Below are 16,817 nucleotides of genomic sequence, written 5' to 3' on the forward strand. Positions count from 1 at the left end.
TTGGTGCGGCTCGCGCCGTGCGTGTAGCCCTCAAACCTTAAACGTAGACATAAAGGTTACAGTTTGGTCACGAACCAGTGCCCTGACGGTATGACGAGGCACAGGGTCGTTCAACCCACGCTGCGGCGTGTCGCTACGGGGATTGCCCCAATTCCGGGAGCGGTGCCCCACGGGCCACATCAGCACCAACCGGCACCAGCCTCCCACGCCCGCAACGACTCTCGGCGCCGGGGCCCGAGGCCGTACCGGAGCCACACCCGAGCCGGTCCCGATCAGCGGGTCACCGGGGACGACGGGACGCTGACGTCGATCGTCGAGCCGGGCTGGGGCAGCAGGATCTCGACGAGCTCGGCCTTGCGGCGGCCGTTGTCGGCGCCACCCCAGACGACCGTCTTGCGCTTCTCGCCCTTGGCCTTGACCGTGAAGGACACCTGGTCGGCGGTCGACACGGAGACGCCCGAGACGTCTCCGCGAAGCGACGGGGACAGCGACCCGAGGGCCGCGAGGGCCGCGTCGACGCCGGCCTTGGTGACCTGGGCCGCGCCGGAGCTGACGAGCGGCACACCGTCGGGCGCGCTGCCGACGGTGCGGAAGGTGAAGCCCTCGCGGTCCACGACGTCGACCTCACCTCGAGGGTTGCGCACGGCGAGCACGGCGACGCGAGGGGTCACCGTGACGACGACGGTGTCGGGGAGGCTCCGGCTGACCGAGACGCTGCTCCAGGCCCGGCCGGCGAGCAGACGGGCGGTGACGGCGTCGGTGTCGACGCGCATGAGGGGGCCACCGAGCGGCACCTGGGCGACGGCACGCACCTGTCCGGCCGCAGCGGGAGCGACTCCGCGGACCTCGACCCGGGAGGCGGTCAGGACGGTGCTGAACCACCCGAGCCAGGCGGCGAGGCCGGCGACGAGCAGGAGCGCGACGAGGACGCCCGCGACGAGGCGCGGACGGCGGCGGGCCGCCGCCGCCCGGCGCTCGAACCGGGTCCGCGACGAGGCGAGCCCGGTGCCGGCTACCCGGCGTCGGGTGCCGCCCCGTTCGAGCATCACGGCGTCCCTCCTCCGAGGGCCCGCAGCACCTCCGGGCCGATCATCGTCACGTCGCCGGCGCCGACGGTGAGCACCAGGTCACCGGGCCGCGCCAGCGCCGCCACCGTGGGAGCCACCTCGGACCAGGAGGGCACGTAGTGGACCTCGACCTCGGGCCGGGCAGCCGTCACCGCGTCGGCGACGAGCCGGCCGGACACCCCGGGCACGGGATCCTCGCGCGCCGCGTAGACGTCCATGACGAGCACCACGTCCGCGGGCGACAGACCCGCACCGAGCTCGGCGGCGAAGTCACGCGTGCGGCTGTAGAGGTGCGGCTGGAAGACGACGACGAGACGGCCGCTGTCGCCGACGAGGTCCTTGGCCGTGCTGACGACCGCGGCGACCTTGCCGGCGTTGTGGGCGTAGTCGTCGACGACGACGACTCCCCCGGCCTCGCCCTTGGGCTCGAACCGGCGGCGGGTGCCGGTGAAGGACGCGAGCCCGGACAGGACCCGCTCGGGAGCCTGGCCGAGTCCGTGGACGGCTGCGACGTAGGCAGCCGCGGCGTTGAGGGCGTTGTGGCGGCCGGGCACGCCGAGCGTCATCCGGCGCTCGACCCCCTCGTCGCGCAGGGTCACCGACGAGGTGACGCCGTCCTGCCGGTGGTCGCCGAGCACGACGTCGGATCCCGGGTCGAAGCCGTAGGTGAGCACCCGCGTGCCGGCAGCCCGGGCCCGGTCGGCCAGCGCCACGGCCCCCGCGTCGTCCGCGCAGGTGACGAGCAGCCCGCCGGGCCTGATCGTGTCGACGAAGGCGTCGTAGGCGGCCTGCACAACAGTGAAGTTCGAGTAGAAGTCGAGGTGGTCCGGCTGCACGTTGGTGACGATCGCGACCTCGGGCCGGTAGACGACGAAGGACCCGTCGCTCTCGTCGGCCTCGACGACGAAGATGTCGTCGGAGCCGTCGTGGGCGTTCGTGCCGTGCTTGGCCAGCTCGCCCCCGACGGCGAAGGACGGGTCGAGTCCGCAACCCTGGAGGGCCACCGTCAGCATCGAGGTCGTCGTCGTCTTGCCGTTGGCGCCGGCCACGGCGACGGGCCGTCGGCCGTGCATGAGCGCGGCGAGGCCCTGGGCCCGGTGCAGGACCGGGACCCCCCGTTCCCGGGCGGCGACGAGCTCGACGTTGTCGTCACGGATCGAGGAGCTCATGACGATCGCGTCGGCGCGCTCCTGGTGCCCCTCGTGGAACCCGACCCAGACGCCGGCCCCCTCGCTCTCGAGGGCCTTGAGCACCGGCACGTCCTTGGCGTCGCTTCCGGTGACGCGGATCCCCCGGGCGAGCATGATGCGGGCGACACCCGACATCCCGGCGCCGCCGATGGCGAGGAAGTGCACGCGACCGAGGTCGGCGACGTCGGGCACCGGCGCCCTGAAGTCGAAGCGGGCGGCGGCGAACGGGTCGTCGACGGTCGGCGGGTGCGGGGTCTGGGTCACGAGCGGTTCCTGCCTTGTTCAGCGTCCTGAGCAGCGCGGTCGACGAGGTCGGCGAGCGTCTCGTCGGCCGTGGGCTCGCCCAGCGTCCTGGCGGCCGCCGCCATCGCGGTCAGCCGGTCCCGGTCGGTCGCGAGCGGGAGCAGGACGGTGTCGATCCACTCCGGCGTGAACGCGGCGTCGTCGACGAGGACGCCACCACCCGCGGCGACGACGTCGGATGCGTTGAGCACCTGCTCGCCGTTGCCCACCGGCAACGGCACGTAGACCGCGGGCAGGCCGACCGCGGTCAGCTCGCAGACGGTGTTGGCGCCCGAGCGTGCGACGACGAGGTCGGCGACGGCATACGCGAGCTCCATCCGGTCCGCGTAGGGGACGACGACGTAGGGCGCGCCCGAGGAGGACTCCGGGACGAACTCCTTGCCGAGGCCCGTCACGTGGAGCACCTGCACCCCGCTCTCGGAGAGCCGGGCGACCCGGGCCCGGAAGGCGTCGTTGAGCCGCTGCGCGCCCAGCGAACCGCCGGTGACGAGCACCGTGGGCCACTGCGGCTCGAGCCCGAAGTGCTCGAGCGCCTCGGACCGGACGGCCGCCCGGTCGAGGGTGCTGACCTCGCGGCGCAGGGGCATGCCGACCCTCTGGGCGTGCGGCAGGGACGTGCTGGAGAACGTCGTGGCCACGGCGCTGGCCCAACGCGCGCCGAGGCGGTTGGCCAGTCCCGGGCGGGCGTTCTGCTCGTGCACGACGATCGGCACGCGGCGACGGCGTGCCGCGAGGTAGGCCGGGGTGCTGACGTAGCCGCCGAAGCCGACGACGACCTCGGCGCCGGTCTCGTCGATGGCGGCGCCCGCGGCGTCGACCGCGGCCTTGAGGCGACCGGGCAGGCGGAGCAGGTCAGCGCTCGGACGGCGGGGCAGGGGCACCTTGGGAACGAACCTCAGGTCGTAGCCGCGCGCCGGCACGAGGCGCGCCTCGAGGCCCTCCTGCGTGCCGAGCGCCGTCACCCGCACATCCGGGTGACGGCGGCGCAGGGCGTCGGCGAGGGCGAGGAGCGGCGACACGTGGCCGGCACTCCCTCCCCCGGCGAGCAGGACGGAGGTGGGCGAGGACAGCGGGATCACCGGCTTCTACGACGTTGCGGGACGTTACGGACGCGGGACGGTAGCACCGCGAGGGATCGGCGGACCAGGCTGGGACGGGCGTCGAGCAGGGCCTTGCAGCCCGGCTCGTGGCGCGCGAAGGACAGCAGGATGCCGAGGGCGACCAGGGTCGTCACGAGTGACGAGCCGCCGGCCGACACGAGCGGGAGCGGGACGCCGATGACGGGGAAGAGACCGATGACCGCGCCGATGTTGATGATGGCCTGACCGAGCAGCCACGCCATGATGCCGAAGCCGGCGATGCGCACGAAGCGGTCCTGGGTGCGGCTCACGAGCCGGAAGCAGGCCCACGCGAGGATGCCGAAGAGCAGCAGGATCATCAGGGTGCCCGGGAGCCCGAGCTCCTCGCCGATGATGGCGAAGATGAAGTCGTTGTGCGCCTCGGAGAGCCACTCCCACTTCTCCTTGGACGCACCCAGCCCGACGCCCCACCAGCCGCCGTCGGCCAGCGCGTAGAGACCGTGGACCGACTGCCCGCACCACCCGTCGGGGTCGGCGTTGCAGGCAGGGCTGAGCCAGTTGGAGATGCGGCTCGTGCGGTTGCTGCTGCCCGTGACCATGAGCAGGACGCCGACGGCCGCGAAGCCACCCGCGATGGCGAAGACGCGCTTGGGCGCGCCGGCCACGAGCAGGACCGCCGCGACGATGACGAGCACGACCATGGCCGTGCCGAGGTCGTGGCCGGCGAGGATGAGGCCGATGACGACGGTGGCGATGGGCACGAGGTAGGGCAGCACGACGTGGAGCATGCTCGTCATGCGCGAGGACTTGTTGGCGAAGATGACCGCTCCGACGAGCACGAGCCCGACCTTGGCGAACTCGGCCGGCTGGAACTGGACCGGGCCGATCGCGAGCCAGTTGCGGTTGCCGTTGACGCTCCGGCCGAACGGGATGACCGCGGCGAGCAGGACGACGGACACGAGCATCGTCGGGAAGGCATAGCGCTTCCACGCCGCCACCGGGACCCGGCTGGCCACCGTGGCCGCGACGGCACCGATGACCGCGAAGAGCAGCTGGCGCAGGAAGACGGTGTAGGAGGCCTCGTCCGCGAGCAGCTGCTCGACGCTCGAGGCCGAGAAGACCATGATCAGGCCGAAGACGACGAGCGTCGAGGTGGCGCCGAGGATGAGGTAGTAGGTCGTCAGCGGCGACTCGAGCTTGCCGATGACCGGCAAGGACCGCGGACCGCTGGTGTCAGCCGCCGCGCCGCCCTTGCCCGGCTTGGTGGCCGTCTTGGCGCGCGCCTTCGGGCTGGTCTTGACGCCGGACTTGGCACCCGCCTTGTCGTCGGCCGTCGTCGTGCTCACTCCAGACCCCCGTGTGCCTCGAGGTGGCGCCGGACCGCCTCCTCGAAGGCGTCGCCGCGGGCCCCGTAGTTGGTGAACATGTCCATCGACGCCGCAGCAGGCGCGAGCAGCACGACGTCGCCCGGCTGGGCGAGGCGCGCGGCCTCCCTGACGACTCGGTCCATGACTCCAGTGTCGGTCTCGGACAGGTCGACGACCGGGACATCCGGCGCGTGTCGGGAAAGGGCCTGGGCGATCTGGTCACGGTCCGCACCGATGAGGACGACCCCGCGCAGCCGCGAGGCCATCTCCTCGACGAGGCTGTCGACGTCGGCGCCCTTGAGCAGGCCGCCGGCGATCCACACGACCGAGTCGAAGGACCGGATGGCCGCCGCTGCCGCGTGCGGGTTGGTGGCCTTGGAGTCGTTGACGAACCGGACGCCCTTGACCGTCGCGATCTCGGCGATCCGGTGCCGGTCGGGACGGAAGGCGCGCAGACCGTCGCGCACCGCGATGGGCCCGACTCCGTAGGCGCGAGCCAGGGCCGCGGCGGCGAGGGCGTTGGCGATGTAGTGCGGCGCGATGGACGGAGCGTCGCCCTGGAGGTCGGCGATCGTGCAGAGCTCGGCGGCGGAGCGCTGACGCTGCTCGACGAAGGCCCGGTCGGCGAGGACGTCCTCGACGACCCCGACCATCGAGGGGGCCGGGATGCCGGTCGTGAACCCGACGGCGCGGCAGCCCTCGACGACGTTGGCCTCCATGACGAGCTGCTCGGTCTGGATGTCCGCGACGTTGTAGATGCAGGCGAGGTGGGTGTTCTCGTAGATCTTGCCCTTGGCCCGGAGGTACTCCGCGTAGCTGCCGTGCCAGTCGATGTGGTCCGGCGCGACGTTGAGGACCGCCGACGCGACGGCCGAGACCGAGCGCTGCCAGTGCAGCTGGAAGCTCGACAGCTCGACCGCGAGCACGTCGTAGGGCTCCGGGTGGAGCACCGCCTCGAGCAGCGGGGTGCCGACGTTGCCGGCAGAGGTGGCGCGGAGCCCGGCGTGACGCAGGATCGAGGCGAGCATGTTGACGGTCGTCGTCTTGCCGTTGGTGCCCGTGACGGTGAGCCACGGCGCGGCGCCCTCCTTGGCGCGCATGCGCCAGGCGAGCTCGACCTCGCCCCACACCGGGATGCCGGCGGTGGCCGCAGCGAGCATGAGCGGGTCGTGCGGCGGGACACCCGGGGAGGTGACGACGAGCTCGGTCCCGGGCGGCGGCGACACCATGTGCTCGGGGCCGAGGCGGACGTCGACGTCGAGGATCTCGAGGATCGTCGCGCGCTCCCGGATCGCCTCGGTCTCGTCGCGCGAGACCGCGACGACGTGCGCGCCGCGGTCGGCGAGGGCGTCGGCGGCCGCGAAGCCGGACACTCCCAGGCCGACGACGAGGACGTTGACCCCCGACCAGTCGGCGTCGCGGTGGGTCAGTCCCTCACGGGGCTCGTAGAGCGGGTCGTAGCTCACTGGGACCCCACCACCCACTCGGCGTAGAACACGCCGAGGCCGAAGGCGGCGAAGAGCCCGGCGATGATCCAGAAGCGGACCACGACCGTCACCTCGTTCCACCCGACCATCTCGAAGTGGTGGTGCAGCGGTGCCATCCTCAGCACCCGTTTACCGGTGGTCTTGAACGAGGCGACCTGCGCGACGACGGAGAGCGTCTCGAGGACGAACATGCCCCCGAGGATGACGAGCAGCAGCTCGGTGTGGGTCGTGATGGCGAGGCCGGCGAGGGCGCCACCGAGGGCGAGCGAGCCGGTGTCACCCATGAAGATCTTGGCGGGCGTCGCGTTCCACCAGAGGAAGCCGAAGCAGGCCCCCATGCCGGCCGCGGCGACGAGCGCGAGGTCATGGGAGTCGCGCACCTCGTAGCACTTGATGCCCGGGTTGGTCTGGCAGTTCTGGTTGTAGGTCCAGATGCTGATGAGGACGTACGCACCGAAGACCATCGTGGACACACCGGTGGCGAGGCCGTCGAGACCGTCGGTGAGGTTCACGCCGTTGGACGCCCCCGCGATCATGACGTTGGCGAAGATGACGAAGAGGATCACCCCGACGACGGTGCTGCCACCGAGGGCCAGGCTGATGTTGGTGTCGCGCACGAACGACACGAGCAGCGACGCGGGCGTGCGGTACTGCTCGTTGGGGAACTGGAGCGCGAGGCCTGCGAACGTGACGCCGACGAGGGCCTGCCCGAGCAGCTTCTGCTTGGACCGGAGGCCGAGGCTGCGCTGCTTGCTGATCTTGATGAAGTCGTCGAGGAAGCCGACGAACCCGAGCCCCGCCATGAGGAAGAGCACGAGCAGACCGCTCGCGGTCGGCGGGTTGAGGGTCAGCAGGTGGGCCAGGAAGTAGGCGCCGAGCGTCGCGGCGAGGATGACGGCGCCGCCCATCGTCGGCGTGCCGCGCTTCGTGTGGTGCGAGGTGGGGCCGTCGTCGCGGATGAACTGGCCGTAGCCGCGCTTGACGAGGAACTTGATGAACAGCGGCGTGCCGAACAACGAGATGAGCAGCGAGACCGACGCTGCGAGCAGGACGCCCTTCACGGCCGCGCCCCCTCTCGGGACGTCGGTGCGACCGGTGTCGCCGCGACGTCCCCACCCTCGGCCGCGAGCCGTTCGCCGAGCCAGCGCAGTCCGCTGTCGCGGCTCGACTTGAGCAGGACGACGTCGCCGGCGCGCAGACGGGGGGCGAGCAGGTCGTGGGCGGCGTCGGTGTCGGGCACCCACTCCGAGCCGGGGAACGCGTCGGCGAGCGGCCGGGCGCCCTCGCCGACGGCCACGACGTGGTCGAAACCGAGCGACGCGGCATACGACCCCACGCCCGCGTGCTCGACGTCGCTGTCGGGACCGAGCTCGAGCATGCCGCCGAGGACCGCCCAGCGCTCCCCCGCCACGTGCATGGCGGCGACCGCGTCGAGCGCGGCCCGCATGGAGTGGGGGTTGGCGTTGTAGGCGTCGTTGACGACGACGACCCCGTCGGGGCGGTCGGTGATCTCCATGCGCCAGCGGCTCGCGGGCTCCGCGGCGACGAGGCCGGCGACGACCTGGTCGAGCGAGAGGCCGAGCTCGAGCGCCGCGGCAGCGACGGCGAGCGAGTTGCCGACGTGGTGGGCACCGCTCTGCTGCAAGGTGACCCGGGCGGTGCCCTGCGGGCAGACGAGGGTGTATGCCGCCCTCCCGCGCTCGTCGAGGTGGACGTCCTCCGCGCGCACGTCCGCCTGCGGGGCGAGCCCCACGAGCTGGACGCGGGAGGCGAGACCGGCGGCCATGGCCGCGACGAGGTCGTCGTCGGCGTTGAGGATCGACAGGCCCTCCGCCGGCACGGCGCGGGGCAGCTCGGACTTGGCGCGGGCGATGTTCTCGCGCGAGCCGAACTCGCCGATGTGGGCGGTGCCGACGTTGAGCACGATCGCGACCTGGGGAGGCGCGATGCGCGTCAGGTAGTCGATGTGGCCGATGCCCCGGGCGCCCATCTCGGCGACAAGGAAGCGCGTGGTGGGGGTGACCCGGCAGACGGTGAGCGGCACGCCGATCTCGCCGTTGAGCGAGTTGACCGGCGCGACGGTCTCGGCGACCGACGACAGGACGGCGGCGAGGAGGTCCTTGACGCTCGTCTTGCCGGACGAGCCGGTGACGCCGACGATGCGCAGCTCGGGCGCCCGGTCGACGACGCCGCGCGCCACCCGCCCGAAGGCGGTCTGGACGTCGTCGACGACGACGCACGGCACCCCGTCGACGGGACGGGAGGTCAGTGCCGCCACCGCCCCGGCCTCGACGGCGGCTGCGACGAAGTCGTGACCGTCGGCGGTCTCGCCGACACGTGCGACGTAGAGGCTGCCCGGCCCGCACTCGCGCGAGTCGGTGGTGACGGTGCCGTCGATGACGACGGTCTCGGGGCTCTGGGTGCCGTGCACCTCACCGCCGGTGAGGTCACGGATCTCGCTGAGCGACAAGGAGATCACGACGTCACCCCCGACGAGGTGACGGCTGCGAGGGCGGCGCGCACGGCGTCGCGGTCGTCGAACGGGTGCTTCACTCCGTGGATCTCCTGACCCTTCTCGTGTCCCTTGCCGAGCACCACGACGGTGTCGACAGGGCGGTCCTCCCCCGCATCGACCACCGCGAGCGCGATGGCCTCGGCGATGGCGCTCGAACGCGCTCCACCGTCGATGATCTCGGTCGCCCCCGCCGCCCCGTCGAGGCCCCCGTCCTGTCCCGTGTCCCGGACCGCCTCGCGCGCCCCGGCGATCACCGCTGCCCGGATCTCGCCCGGGTCCTCGGAGCGGGGGTTGTCGTCGGTGACGACGACGACGTCGGCCCGACGCGCGGCCGCCGCGCCCATGGCGGGACGCTTGCCCCGGTCGCGGTCCCCGCCGGCGCCCAGGACGGCGATGAGCCGCCCCGGGGTCGAGCCGCGGAGCGCTGCGAGGGCTGCGTCCACGGCATCGGGGGTGTGCGCGAAGTCGACCACGCACCGCGGACCCTCCGGTCCACCCGGCGCGACGACCTCCATGCGTCCCGGCACGTCCGGGGCCACGGACATCGCCGCCTCGACCTCCGCCGGTGACAGGCCGATCTGCAGCAGCCCGAGGGCGGCGAGGGCGGTGTTGGCGACGTTGAAGTCGCCGGGCAAATGCGAGACGAGTCGCAGCACGCGACCGGTCGCCGGCTCGCGCAGCGAGAACGCACCCGGTGCGTCCCCCTCGCCGGCCTGCTCGGCGACCCAGTCGGTCTCGCTGCCACCCTCGGACTTCGTCGCCAGGGTGGTCGTCGGCACGGTGGCCTGGCCAGCCAGGCGCCGGCCCCAGGCGTCGTCGACGCACACGACCGCGGCGCGGGAGCGCTCCGGCGTGAAGAGGGACGCCTTGGCGGCGAAGTAGTCCTCCATCGTGGGATGGAAGTCCAGGTGGTCCTGGGAGAGGTTGGTGAAGAGCGCCACGTCGTAGACGACGCCGTCGACCCGGCGCAGCTCGAGGGCGTGGCTCGAGACCTCCATGACGCAGGCGTCGAGGTGTCGCTCGCGCATGAGGCCGAGCAGCGCGTGCAGGTCGGTCGCCTCGGGGGTCGTGCGCACCGACTCGATGCGCTCGTCGCCGATCCGCGTCTCGACCGTGCCGATGAGGCCGGTGCGCTGCCCGTGGGCGCGCAGCGCCGACTCGACGAGGTAGGCGGTCGTCGTCTTGCCGTTGGTGCCCGTGATGCCGACCATCGTCAGCTCCTCGGACGGGTGCCCGTAGACCTCGGCGGCGATGGCGCCGAGGACCGCACGGGGGTCGTCGGCCACCACGACGGGCACGTCCGACGCCACGGTCGTCGACAGCTCGGCGAGGCCGGCCTCGTCCGTGAGGACCGTCACGGCGCCGGCGGCCACGGCGTCGCCGGCGAAGCGGACGCCGTGCACGTTGAAGCCGGGCAGGGCGGCATACAGGTCACCGGGGAGGACGGCACGGCTGTCGAGCGTCACACCGGTGACGACCACGTCGGCACCGTCGGCACCGTATGCACCGTCGGGCCGGGCGTCGCGCAGGCGGGAGCCGGTCCCGATCCGGGCGGTCAGGTCGCGAAGGAGCACGCCCGAGCTGGCGGGTCGGAGAGGGGAAGGTGACACGTCATCCCAACTTACAGGCCATCCCGCTTGGCCCGCGCATTGCTGATGACCGCAGGGTCGTCGGACGACAGCGGCTTGTCGGCCCAGACGTGGTAGTCCAGGTTCGACTTCGGGCTGGGCGGAGCGGCGGTGCGCTCGAGGAGGTAGGACATCACCTGGTTGAAGACCGGGCCGGCGAGAGCGCCACCGAACATGCCGGCGCTCGGCTTCTGGATGAAGACGGCGACGACGTACTTGGGCGCCTCGGCCGGCGCGAAGCCGATGAAGGAGGCCGTGAAGCCGTTGTAGCGCTTGAGCTTGTCGTCGTAGCGGTCGGCGGTGCCCGTCTTGCCGGCGACGCGGTAGCCCTTGATGCGGGCCGCGCTCGCCGTGCCGTTCTCGCCCGTGACCTCCTCCATCATCCGCGACAGCTTGACCGCGGTGTCCTCGGTGACGACGCGCGAGGGCGTCGTCGCGGGCGACGGGATGAAGGTGCCGCTGTCGTTGACCGTGCCCTCGACGAGGGACGGCGGCACGCGTACGCCCTTGTTGGCGATGGCCTGGAAGACACCGGCCTGCTGGATGGCCGTCACGGCGTAGCCCTGGCCGAAGAGGATGGTGTAGCGGCGGGTCGAGACCCAGTCCTTGGCGCCGGCGAGCAGGCCGGCCGACTCGCCGGGGAAGCCGACGGGAGTCTTGGAGCCGATCCCGAACTTGCGGTAGTACGCCTCCATGATCGCCGGCGAGACGCGCTCGCCGATGAGCATGGTGCCCATGTTGGAGGACTTGGCGAGCACGCCGGTCGCGGTCATGTTCTCGACGCCGTGGGGCTCGTTGTCCTTGAAGTTCGTACCGGCCCGCGGCAGCCGCGGCGGGACGATGACGCCGGTGTCGGGGGTGATGACGCCCTGCTCGAGCGCAGCGGCCATCGTCATGAGCTTGCCGGTGGAGCCGGGCTCGAACGCGTCGTTGAAGGCGTAGTTGCCCAGGGCCGCGGACTTGGCGTCCGCGAGGTCGTTGGGGTCGAACGTCGGGTAGCTCGCGGCGGCCCTGACCTTGCCGGTGGCGACCTCCAGCACGACGGCGGTGCCGGACTCGGCGCCGACGGCGGTGACCTGCTTGGCGAGGGCGTTCTGGGCGTACCACTGCAGGTCGGCGTCGATCGTCAGCTTGACGTCGCGCCCGTTGACGACGGGGGTGTCGACGCGCTGGGAGCCGGGGATGATGTAGCCGTCGCGGGCCCGCTCGGCGACGCTGCGCCCGGGGGTGCCCCGCAGCGCGGTGTCGAGCATCTGCTCGATTCCGCCGGCGCCGCTCTGGTCGTCGGGGCGGACGAAGCCGACGAGCTGACCGAGGGCCATGGAGGTCGGGTAGATCCGCTGCGCCGTGCGCTCACCGGTGATGCCGGGGATGCCGAGGGCCCGGATCTCGCGGTAGATCGCCGGGTTGACCTCCTTCTTGATCACGACGTAGCGCGTCCCCGAGCGGGTGAAGAGCTTGGTCAGGGCGGTCGGCGTCATCTGGAGCAGCGGCGCGAGGTCCGCGGCGGCGCGGGTCACACCGACCTTGGTGCGCACGCCGTCGATCCGGACGACGTACTCGGGGATGATCGTCGGGTCCGCGGCGATGGTGAAGCGCTCGACGGAGTCGGCGAGGACCTGGCCGTTGGTGTCGAGGATCTGGCCGCGCATGGCCGGCGTGATGGTCTGGACCGAGCGCTTGAACAGCGCCGCCTCCTGCGTCGCCGACGCGTCGAACGCCTGGATGCGTAGCAGCTGGCCGGCGAAGATCGTGAAGACGAAGAGGATCGCGACGAAGATGACCCGCGCACGGCGGCGCGGGTTCGCGCGCGAGATCCGCAGCTGGCGGCGTGGTCGACGAGGGCCCCGAGGTCCACCCGGACCCGACGCGGCCCCGCGCTTCGGCGCCGGCCCGCGGCCCCGGGCAGCGGGCGCCGACCTGGCAGGTGCCGGCCGACGGGCCCCGGGCGCTCCGCTCCGGGTCGGCGCAGCACCCCGGCCGGCCGACGTCGCTCGCGCCGCGGTGCCCGCCTTGGGGTTGGTGGGACGGCCGCCAGCGCCCTGACGGACCTGGCCGGGCTGGGCGGCGCGGCCCTGGGTCGTGCGCCCCTGGCCGGTGCGTGCCTGGGTCGTGCGCCCCTGGGCAGACCGTGGCTGGGTCGCTCGTGCAGGCGCAGCGCCCCGACCGGTCCTTCGTGGATCGGTCCCTCGGGTCTGCGTCACGGGATCACCTCACCGTCGTCTGCTGGGCCTGCCCGCTCGGGTCCGACGTGGCACCGCCCGTGGGCCGGCCCGTCGCCGCACCCGGCGTCGTGCCCAGTGTGGGTGCTGCGGTGGCCTGCGCCCCGGCACCCGGCGTCGTCGGCGTGGCGGCCGACGCCGCCGACGCGTTGGCTCCGACCTTGGTGGCGGAGGACAGGATCTTCTTCACCGAGGCGGTCACGGCCGGCGGCGTCGGGCTCGTGACGATCGGGAAGGCGTTGTTCTTCGTCGCCGCCTCGGGCTCGCCCGTGACGGTGCCCTTCGCCAGGTCTACGTAGCCACGGGTGTTCATCCGCACCATCCCGAGCTCGGCGGCGCTGCGCGCGAGCGCGCCGGTCGCGGACGCCCGGTCGATCTCCTCCTGGAGGTTGCCGGCGGTGTCGCTGAGGCGGGCGGACTCGCGCTGAAGGTCACCGAGGGCGAGCGAGCCCTGGGCCAGGGCGGTGTTGAGCAGCAGCAGGGCGATGAGGCCGGCGATGAGCAGCGCGATGCACGTCGTGGCGAAGGCGCCGTTGCCCGTGCGCGTGATGCTGCTCGGGATGACCCGGAGCGGAGTCGGGGCTGGCCCGCGCCGCGGCGCGCGGAGCGGCCGGGCCGTGGCGGTCATCTGGCTCATCGGGTGGTTCCCTTCCTGGTCCTGCTGTCCGTGGTGCCGGCTGAGGTGCTCGTGGAGGTGTCGCGGATGCGTTCCGCGACGCGGAGTCGGGCCGACGCGGCCCGGGGGTTGGTGGTGACCTCCTCGTCCGACGGCGCCTCGGCGCCGCGCGTGACGAGGGAGAGGTATGCCGCGTGCTCGGGGAGCTCGACGGGCAGACCCGGCGGGGTGCTGGAGGTGGCACCCGCTGCGAACGCGCGCTTCGTCGCGCGGTCCTCGAGCGAGTGGTAGGACAGCACCGCGATCCGGCCGCCGACGGCGAGGACGTCGATCGCCTCGTCGATGGCACGGCGCCAGACCTCGAGCTCGTCGTTGACCTCGATGCGCAGGGCCTGGAAGGTCCGCTTGGCCGGGTGCCCGCTCTGGCGCTGCGAGGCCGCCGGGATGACGCGCCGCAGCATCTCGACGAGGCGGCCCGAGGAGGTGTAGGGCTCGATCTCGCGGTCGTGGACGACCGCCTTGGCGATCTTGCGGGCGAAGCGCTCCTCGCCGTAGTCGCGCAGGATGCGGGTGAGGTCCTCGACCGAGTAGGTGTTGAGGACGTCCGCCGCGGTGATCCCGCTCGACTGGTCCATGCGCATGTCGAGCGGTGCGTCGACGCGGTAGGCGAAGCCGCGGTCGGCCTCGTCGAGCTGGAGCGAGCTGACACCGAGGTCGAAGAGGATGCCGTCGACGGCAGGCACGTCGAGGTCGGCGACGACCTGCTTGATGTCGTCGTAGACGGCGTGCACCGGCCGGAACCGGTCGCCGAAGCGTGCGAGGCGCTCCCCCGCGAGCGCCAGGGCCTCACGGTCGCGGTCGATGCCGACGACGGTGCACTCCGGGAAGCGCTCGAGCACGCCCTCGGCGTGGCCGCCCATGCCGAGCGTGCCGTCGACGTGCAGGGCGCCGGGACGCTCCAGGGCGGGCGCGAGCAGGTGGAGGATCCGGTCGCGCATGACGGGGACGTGGCGTCCCTGCGCCGGTCCTCGATCGCTCATGGTGCGTCCCTCTCACGGTGGTGCTGCGGATGCCCGGTCGGTCGTGCGCCTGTGGTGCACGGGGGCTGTGTGGCTGGTGTGGCTGGTGTGACCGAGACGCGGGTAGAGCCCTGCTCTCGGTGCGGGGTTGGGGTGGCCGGTCGGCCGGTGCTGGCGACGATCAGGTGGAGGGTGCTGATCGCTGCCGGATGGGGAGGTGGTCGTGCTGCTCGTGTCCACCTGGGGGCTGGTCCCCATCCGCTACCTCGCCCGGGACGGGGGAAGTCGTCCCGGGAGCGGAGCGGCTGGAGGCCGGCACTCAGGTGCAGTCGGTCGGGGTGTCGGTCGGAGGTGGTCGGGTGCGGTGGGTGGCTGGTCGGGGGCGGCGGTCCGGGGCTCAGAAGAGCCCGGGGATCACCTCCTCCGCCGTGTCGGCGAAGCTCTGCTCGGTCTGCTCGAGGTAGGCGTTCCAGACCGCGCTGTCCCAGACCTCGAGGCGGGAGCCGGCACCGATGACCGTGACCTCGCGGTCGAGGCCGGCGTACTGGCGCAGGTTGGCCGGGATGGTGAAGCGCCCCTGCTTGTCCGGGATCTCGTCGGAGGCACCGGAGAGGAAGACGCGCATGTAGTCGCGAGCGACCTTGCTCGTCGTCGGGGCCTGGCGCATCTGGTCGGCGACCCGGACGAACTCGTCCATCGGGTAGATGAACAGGCTGCGCTCCTGGCCGCGGGTGACGACGAGGCCACCGGCCATCCGCTCGCGGTACTTCGCGGGCAGGAACAGTCGGCCCTTCTCGTCGAGCCGGGGTGAGTGCGTCCCGAGAAACATGGACCGCCACCTCCCCTTTGTCGACCCTCAGGCGCACCCATTCACTACCTTGATGCTCCACGATACTCCACTCTCCTCCACCGTCAACGACGTTTTACCCAATTTGGTCCGGCGAGTTGCACGTTTGCGCAGGTCAGATGCGGTGGAGCGAAGTGGAGTGCTGCGAGCGCCACGCGTGACGCAGGCGACGCAGCCCCGCCGCCCGCTCCCCCGTGGCACGCGCACGAGCCACACGGCATACGCCCGGGAACGAACCGAACGCCTCCCCCGGACGTTGGAGGTGGAGGAAAGTGGAGACAGGGTCGTCGGCCCTGTTCCCCCAGTCCCCTGCAGGTCTCCATCCGGTCACGACCGGGTCGGCCCTACCGGTGACGTGGGTCCATGGGAGAAGATCACCTGACGGGTGGCCAGCCCGCCACGAACGGCTCTGCGCCACGACATGGGGACGACAAGCGGAGGACAGTGTGACGACGACGGACACGGGGCTCGAGACCACGGCATCGGCCGGCTCGCCCGCGGGCGCCAGCGGTGACGGGGCCGACCTCGGCCTGATCCACGACGTGGCCGACCGCCTCATCGGTGCGATGACGAGCGTCATCGAGGGCAAGGCCGACGTCGTCCGCACCACCGTGACCGTGCTCTTCGCCGGTGGGCACCTGCTCATCGAGGACGTTCCCGGCGTCGGCAAGACGATGCTCGCCAAGACGCTGGCCCGTTCGATCGACGCCACGGTGCGCCGCATCCAGTTCACGCCGGACCTGCTGCCGAGCGACGTGACGGGCGTCAGCATCTTCAACCAGGACGCGCGCCGCTTCGAGTTCCGGCCGGGCGCCATCTTCGCCAACGTCGTCGTCGGCGACGAGATCAACCGCGCCTCCCCCAAGACCCAGTCGGCGCTGCTCGAGTCGATGGAGGAGCGCCAGGTCACCGTCGACGGCACGACCTACACGCTGCAGGCCCCCTTCATCGTCATGGCCACCCAGAACCCCATCGAGATGGAGGGCACCTACCCCCTCCCCGAGGCCCAGCGCGACCGGTTCATGGCCCGCATCTCGATGGGCTACCCCTCCCCCCGCGCGGAGCTCGACCTGCTCGAGACCCACGGCTCGACCTCGCCGCTCGACGCGCTGACCCCGGTGACCGACGCCGAGACGATCAACCGCGTCGTGCAGTCCGTCAGCCACGTCCACGCGAGCCCGGCGGTGCGCCAGTACATCGTCGACCTCGTCACCCGCTCTCGGTCCACGACGGCGCTGCGGCTCGGCGCGTCCCCCCGCGCGGCCCTGCACCTGCTGCGTGCCTCGCGGGCGTACGCCGCGCTCGAGGGGCGCGACCACGTGATCCCCGACGACGTCCAGGTCCTGGCCGGTCCCGTGCTCGCGCACCGGCTCATGCCCTCGAGCGAGACCCAGCTCGCGCGCCGCACGACCGCCGAGGTGGTCACCGACCTGCTCCGCCAGGTGCCGGTGCCGCCCACAGCCCGCTGAGCGGGGAC

Annotated in this window: 13 protein-coding genes; 1 reads left to right on the forward strand and 12 read right to left on the reverse strand. The window is 72.2% G+C overall.

Annotation, left to right across the window (positions count from 1 at the left end; translation table 11 throughout):
- Nucleotides 1-272 precede the first annotated feature (272 nt).
- The 12 genes from IEY30_RS15580 to mraZ all read right to left on the reverse strand — a co-directional run bounded on the left by IEY30_RS15580 (nucleotide 273) and on the right by mraZ (nucleotide 15,322).
- On the reverse strand, nucleotides 273-1,046 hold the full coding sequence (locus IEY30_RS15580; RefSeq protein WP_030200000.1) for a cell division protein FtsQ/DivIB: 774 nt from the start codon (nucleotides 1,044-1,046) through the stop codon (nucleotides 273-275).
- The gene (gene murC, locus IEY30_RS15585; RefSeq protein WP_030200001.1) at nucleotides 1,046-2,521 is read right to left on the reverse strand and encodes a UDP-N-acetylmuramate--L-alanine ligase; all 1,476 of its coding nucleotides are present in this window, start codon (nucleotides 2,519-2,521) and stop codon (nucleotides 1,046-1,048) included. Before murC ends, IEY30_RS15580 begins: the two co-directional genes overlap by 1 nt.
- Nucleotides 2,518-3,639, reverse strand: coding sequence for an undecaprenyldiphospho-muramoylpentapeptide beta-N-acetylglucosaminyltransferase (gene murG, locus IEY30_RS15590; RefSeq protein ID WP_030200003.1), 1,122 nt, complete (start codon nucleotides 3,637-3,639; stop codon nucleotides 2,518-2,520). The genes murC and murG overlap by 4 nt, the downstream gene beginning before the upstream one ends.
- Nucleotides 3,636-4,985: a putative lipid II flippase FtsW gene (gene ftsW, locus IEY30_RS15595; RefSeq protein WP_229675032.1), complete on the reverse strand. Its 1,350-nt coding sequence runs from the start codon at nucleotides 4,983-4,985 to the stop codon at nucleotides 3,636-3,638. Before ftsW ends, murG begins: the two co-directional genes overlap by 4 nt.
- Complete coding sequence (gene murD, locus IEY30_RS15600; RefSeq protein WP_030200007.1) at nucleotides 4,982-6,472, reverse strand: UDP-N-acetylmuramoyl-L-alanine--D-glutamate ligase; 1,491 nt, start codon at nucleotides 6,470-6,472, stop codon at nucleotides 4,982-4,984. The genes ftsW and murD overlap by 4 nt, the downstream gene beginning before the upstream one ends.
- Nucleotides 6,469-7,554 (reverse strand): phospho-N-acetylmuramoyl-pentapeptide-transferase, encoded by a 1,086-nt coding sequence (mraY, locus tag IEY30_RS15605; RefSeq protein WP_030200009.1) that lies wholly within the window; start codon nucleotides 7,552-7,554, stop codon nucleotides 6,469-6,471. The genes murD and mraY overlap by 4 nt, the downstream gene beginning before the upstream one ends.
- Complete coding sequence (locus IEY30_RS15610) at nucleotides 7,551-8,972, reverse strand: UDP-N-acetylmuramoyl-tripeptide--D-alanyl-D-alanine ligase (RefSeq protein WP_030200011.1); 1,422 nt, start codon at nucleotides 8,970-8,972, stop codon at nucleotides 7,551-7,553. Before IEY30_RS15610 ends, mraY begins: the two co-directional genes overlap by 4 nt.
- On the reverse strand, nucleotides 8,969-10,618 hold the full coding sequence (locus IEY30_RS15615) for a UDP-N-acetylmuramoyl-L-alanyl-D-glutamate--2,6-diaminopimelate ligase (protein ID WP_081920549.1): 1,650 nt from the start codon (nucleotides 10,616-10,618) through the stop codon (nucleotides 8,969-8,971). The genes IEY30_RS15610 and IEY30_RS15615 overlap by 4 nt, the downstream gene beginning before the upstream one ends.
- 11 nt (nucleotides 10,619-10,629) lie before the next feature.
- Nucleotides 10,630-12,840 (reverse strand): peptidoglycan D,D-transpeptidase FtsI family protein, encoded by a 2,211-nt coding sequence (locus IEY30_RS15620; protein WP_052358646.1) that lies wholly within the window; start codon nucleotides 12,838-12,840, stop codon nucleotides 10,630-10,632.
- A gap of 4 nt (nucleotides 12,841-12,844) precedes the next feature.
- The gene (ftsL, locus tag IEY30_RS15625) at nucleotides 12,845-13,495 is read right to left on the reverse strand and encodes a cell division protein FtsL (protein WP_052358648.1); all 651 of its coding nucleotides are present in this window, start codon (nucleotides 13,493-13,495) and stop codon (nucleotides 12,845-12,847) included.
- A complete protein-coding gene (rsmH, locus tag IEY30_RS15630) occupies nucleotides 13,492-14,514 on the reverse strand; it encodes a 16S rRNA (cytosine(1402)-N(4))-methyltransferase RsmH (RefSeq protein ID WP_052358650.1) in 1,023 nt (340 codons plus the stop codon). The genes ftsL and rsmH overlap by 4 nt, the downstream gene beginning before the upstream one ends.
- 376 nt (nucleotides 14,515-14,890) lie before the next feature.
- On the reverse strand, nucleotides 14,891-15,322 hold the full coding sequence (gene mraZ, locus IEY30_RS15635; protein ID WP_030200022.1) for a division/cell wall cluster transcriptional repressor MraZ: 432 nt from the start codon (nucleotides 15,320-15,322) through the stop codon (nucleotides 14,891-14,893).
- A 464-nt stretch (nucleotides 15,323-15,786) separates the two neighbouring features.
- Here mraZ and IEY30_RS15640 point away from each other — a divergent pair, with 464 nt between their 5' ends.
- Nucleotides 15,787-16,809: an AAA family ATPase gene (locus tag IEY30_RS15640; RefSeq protein WP_030200024.1), complete on the forward strand. Its 1,023-nt coding sequence runs from the start codon at nucleotides 15,787-15,789 to the stop codon at nucleotides 16,807-16,809.
- The last annotated feature ends 8 nt before the right edge of the window (nucleotides 16,810-16,817 follow it).

The organism is Terrabacter tumescens (genome assembly GCF_014646815.1).
In the GTDB taxonomy this organism is placed as follows: Bacteria; Actinomycetota; Actinomycetes; order Actinomycetales; family Dermatophilaceae; genus Terrabacter; species Terrabacter tumescens.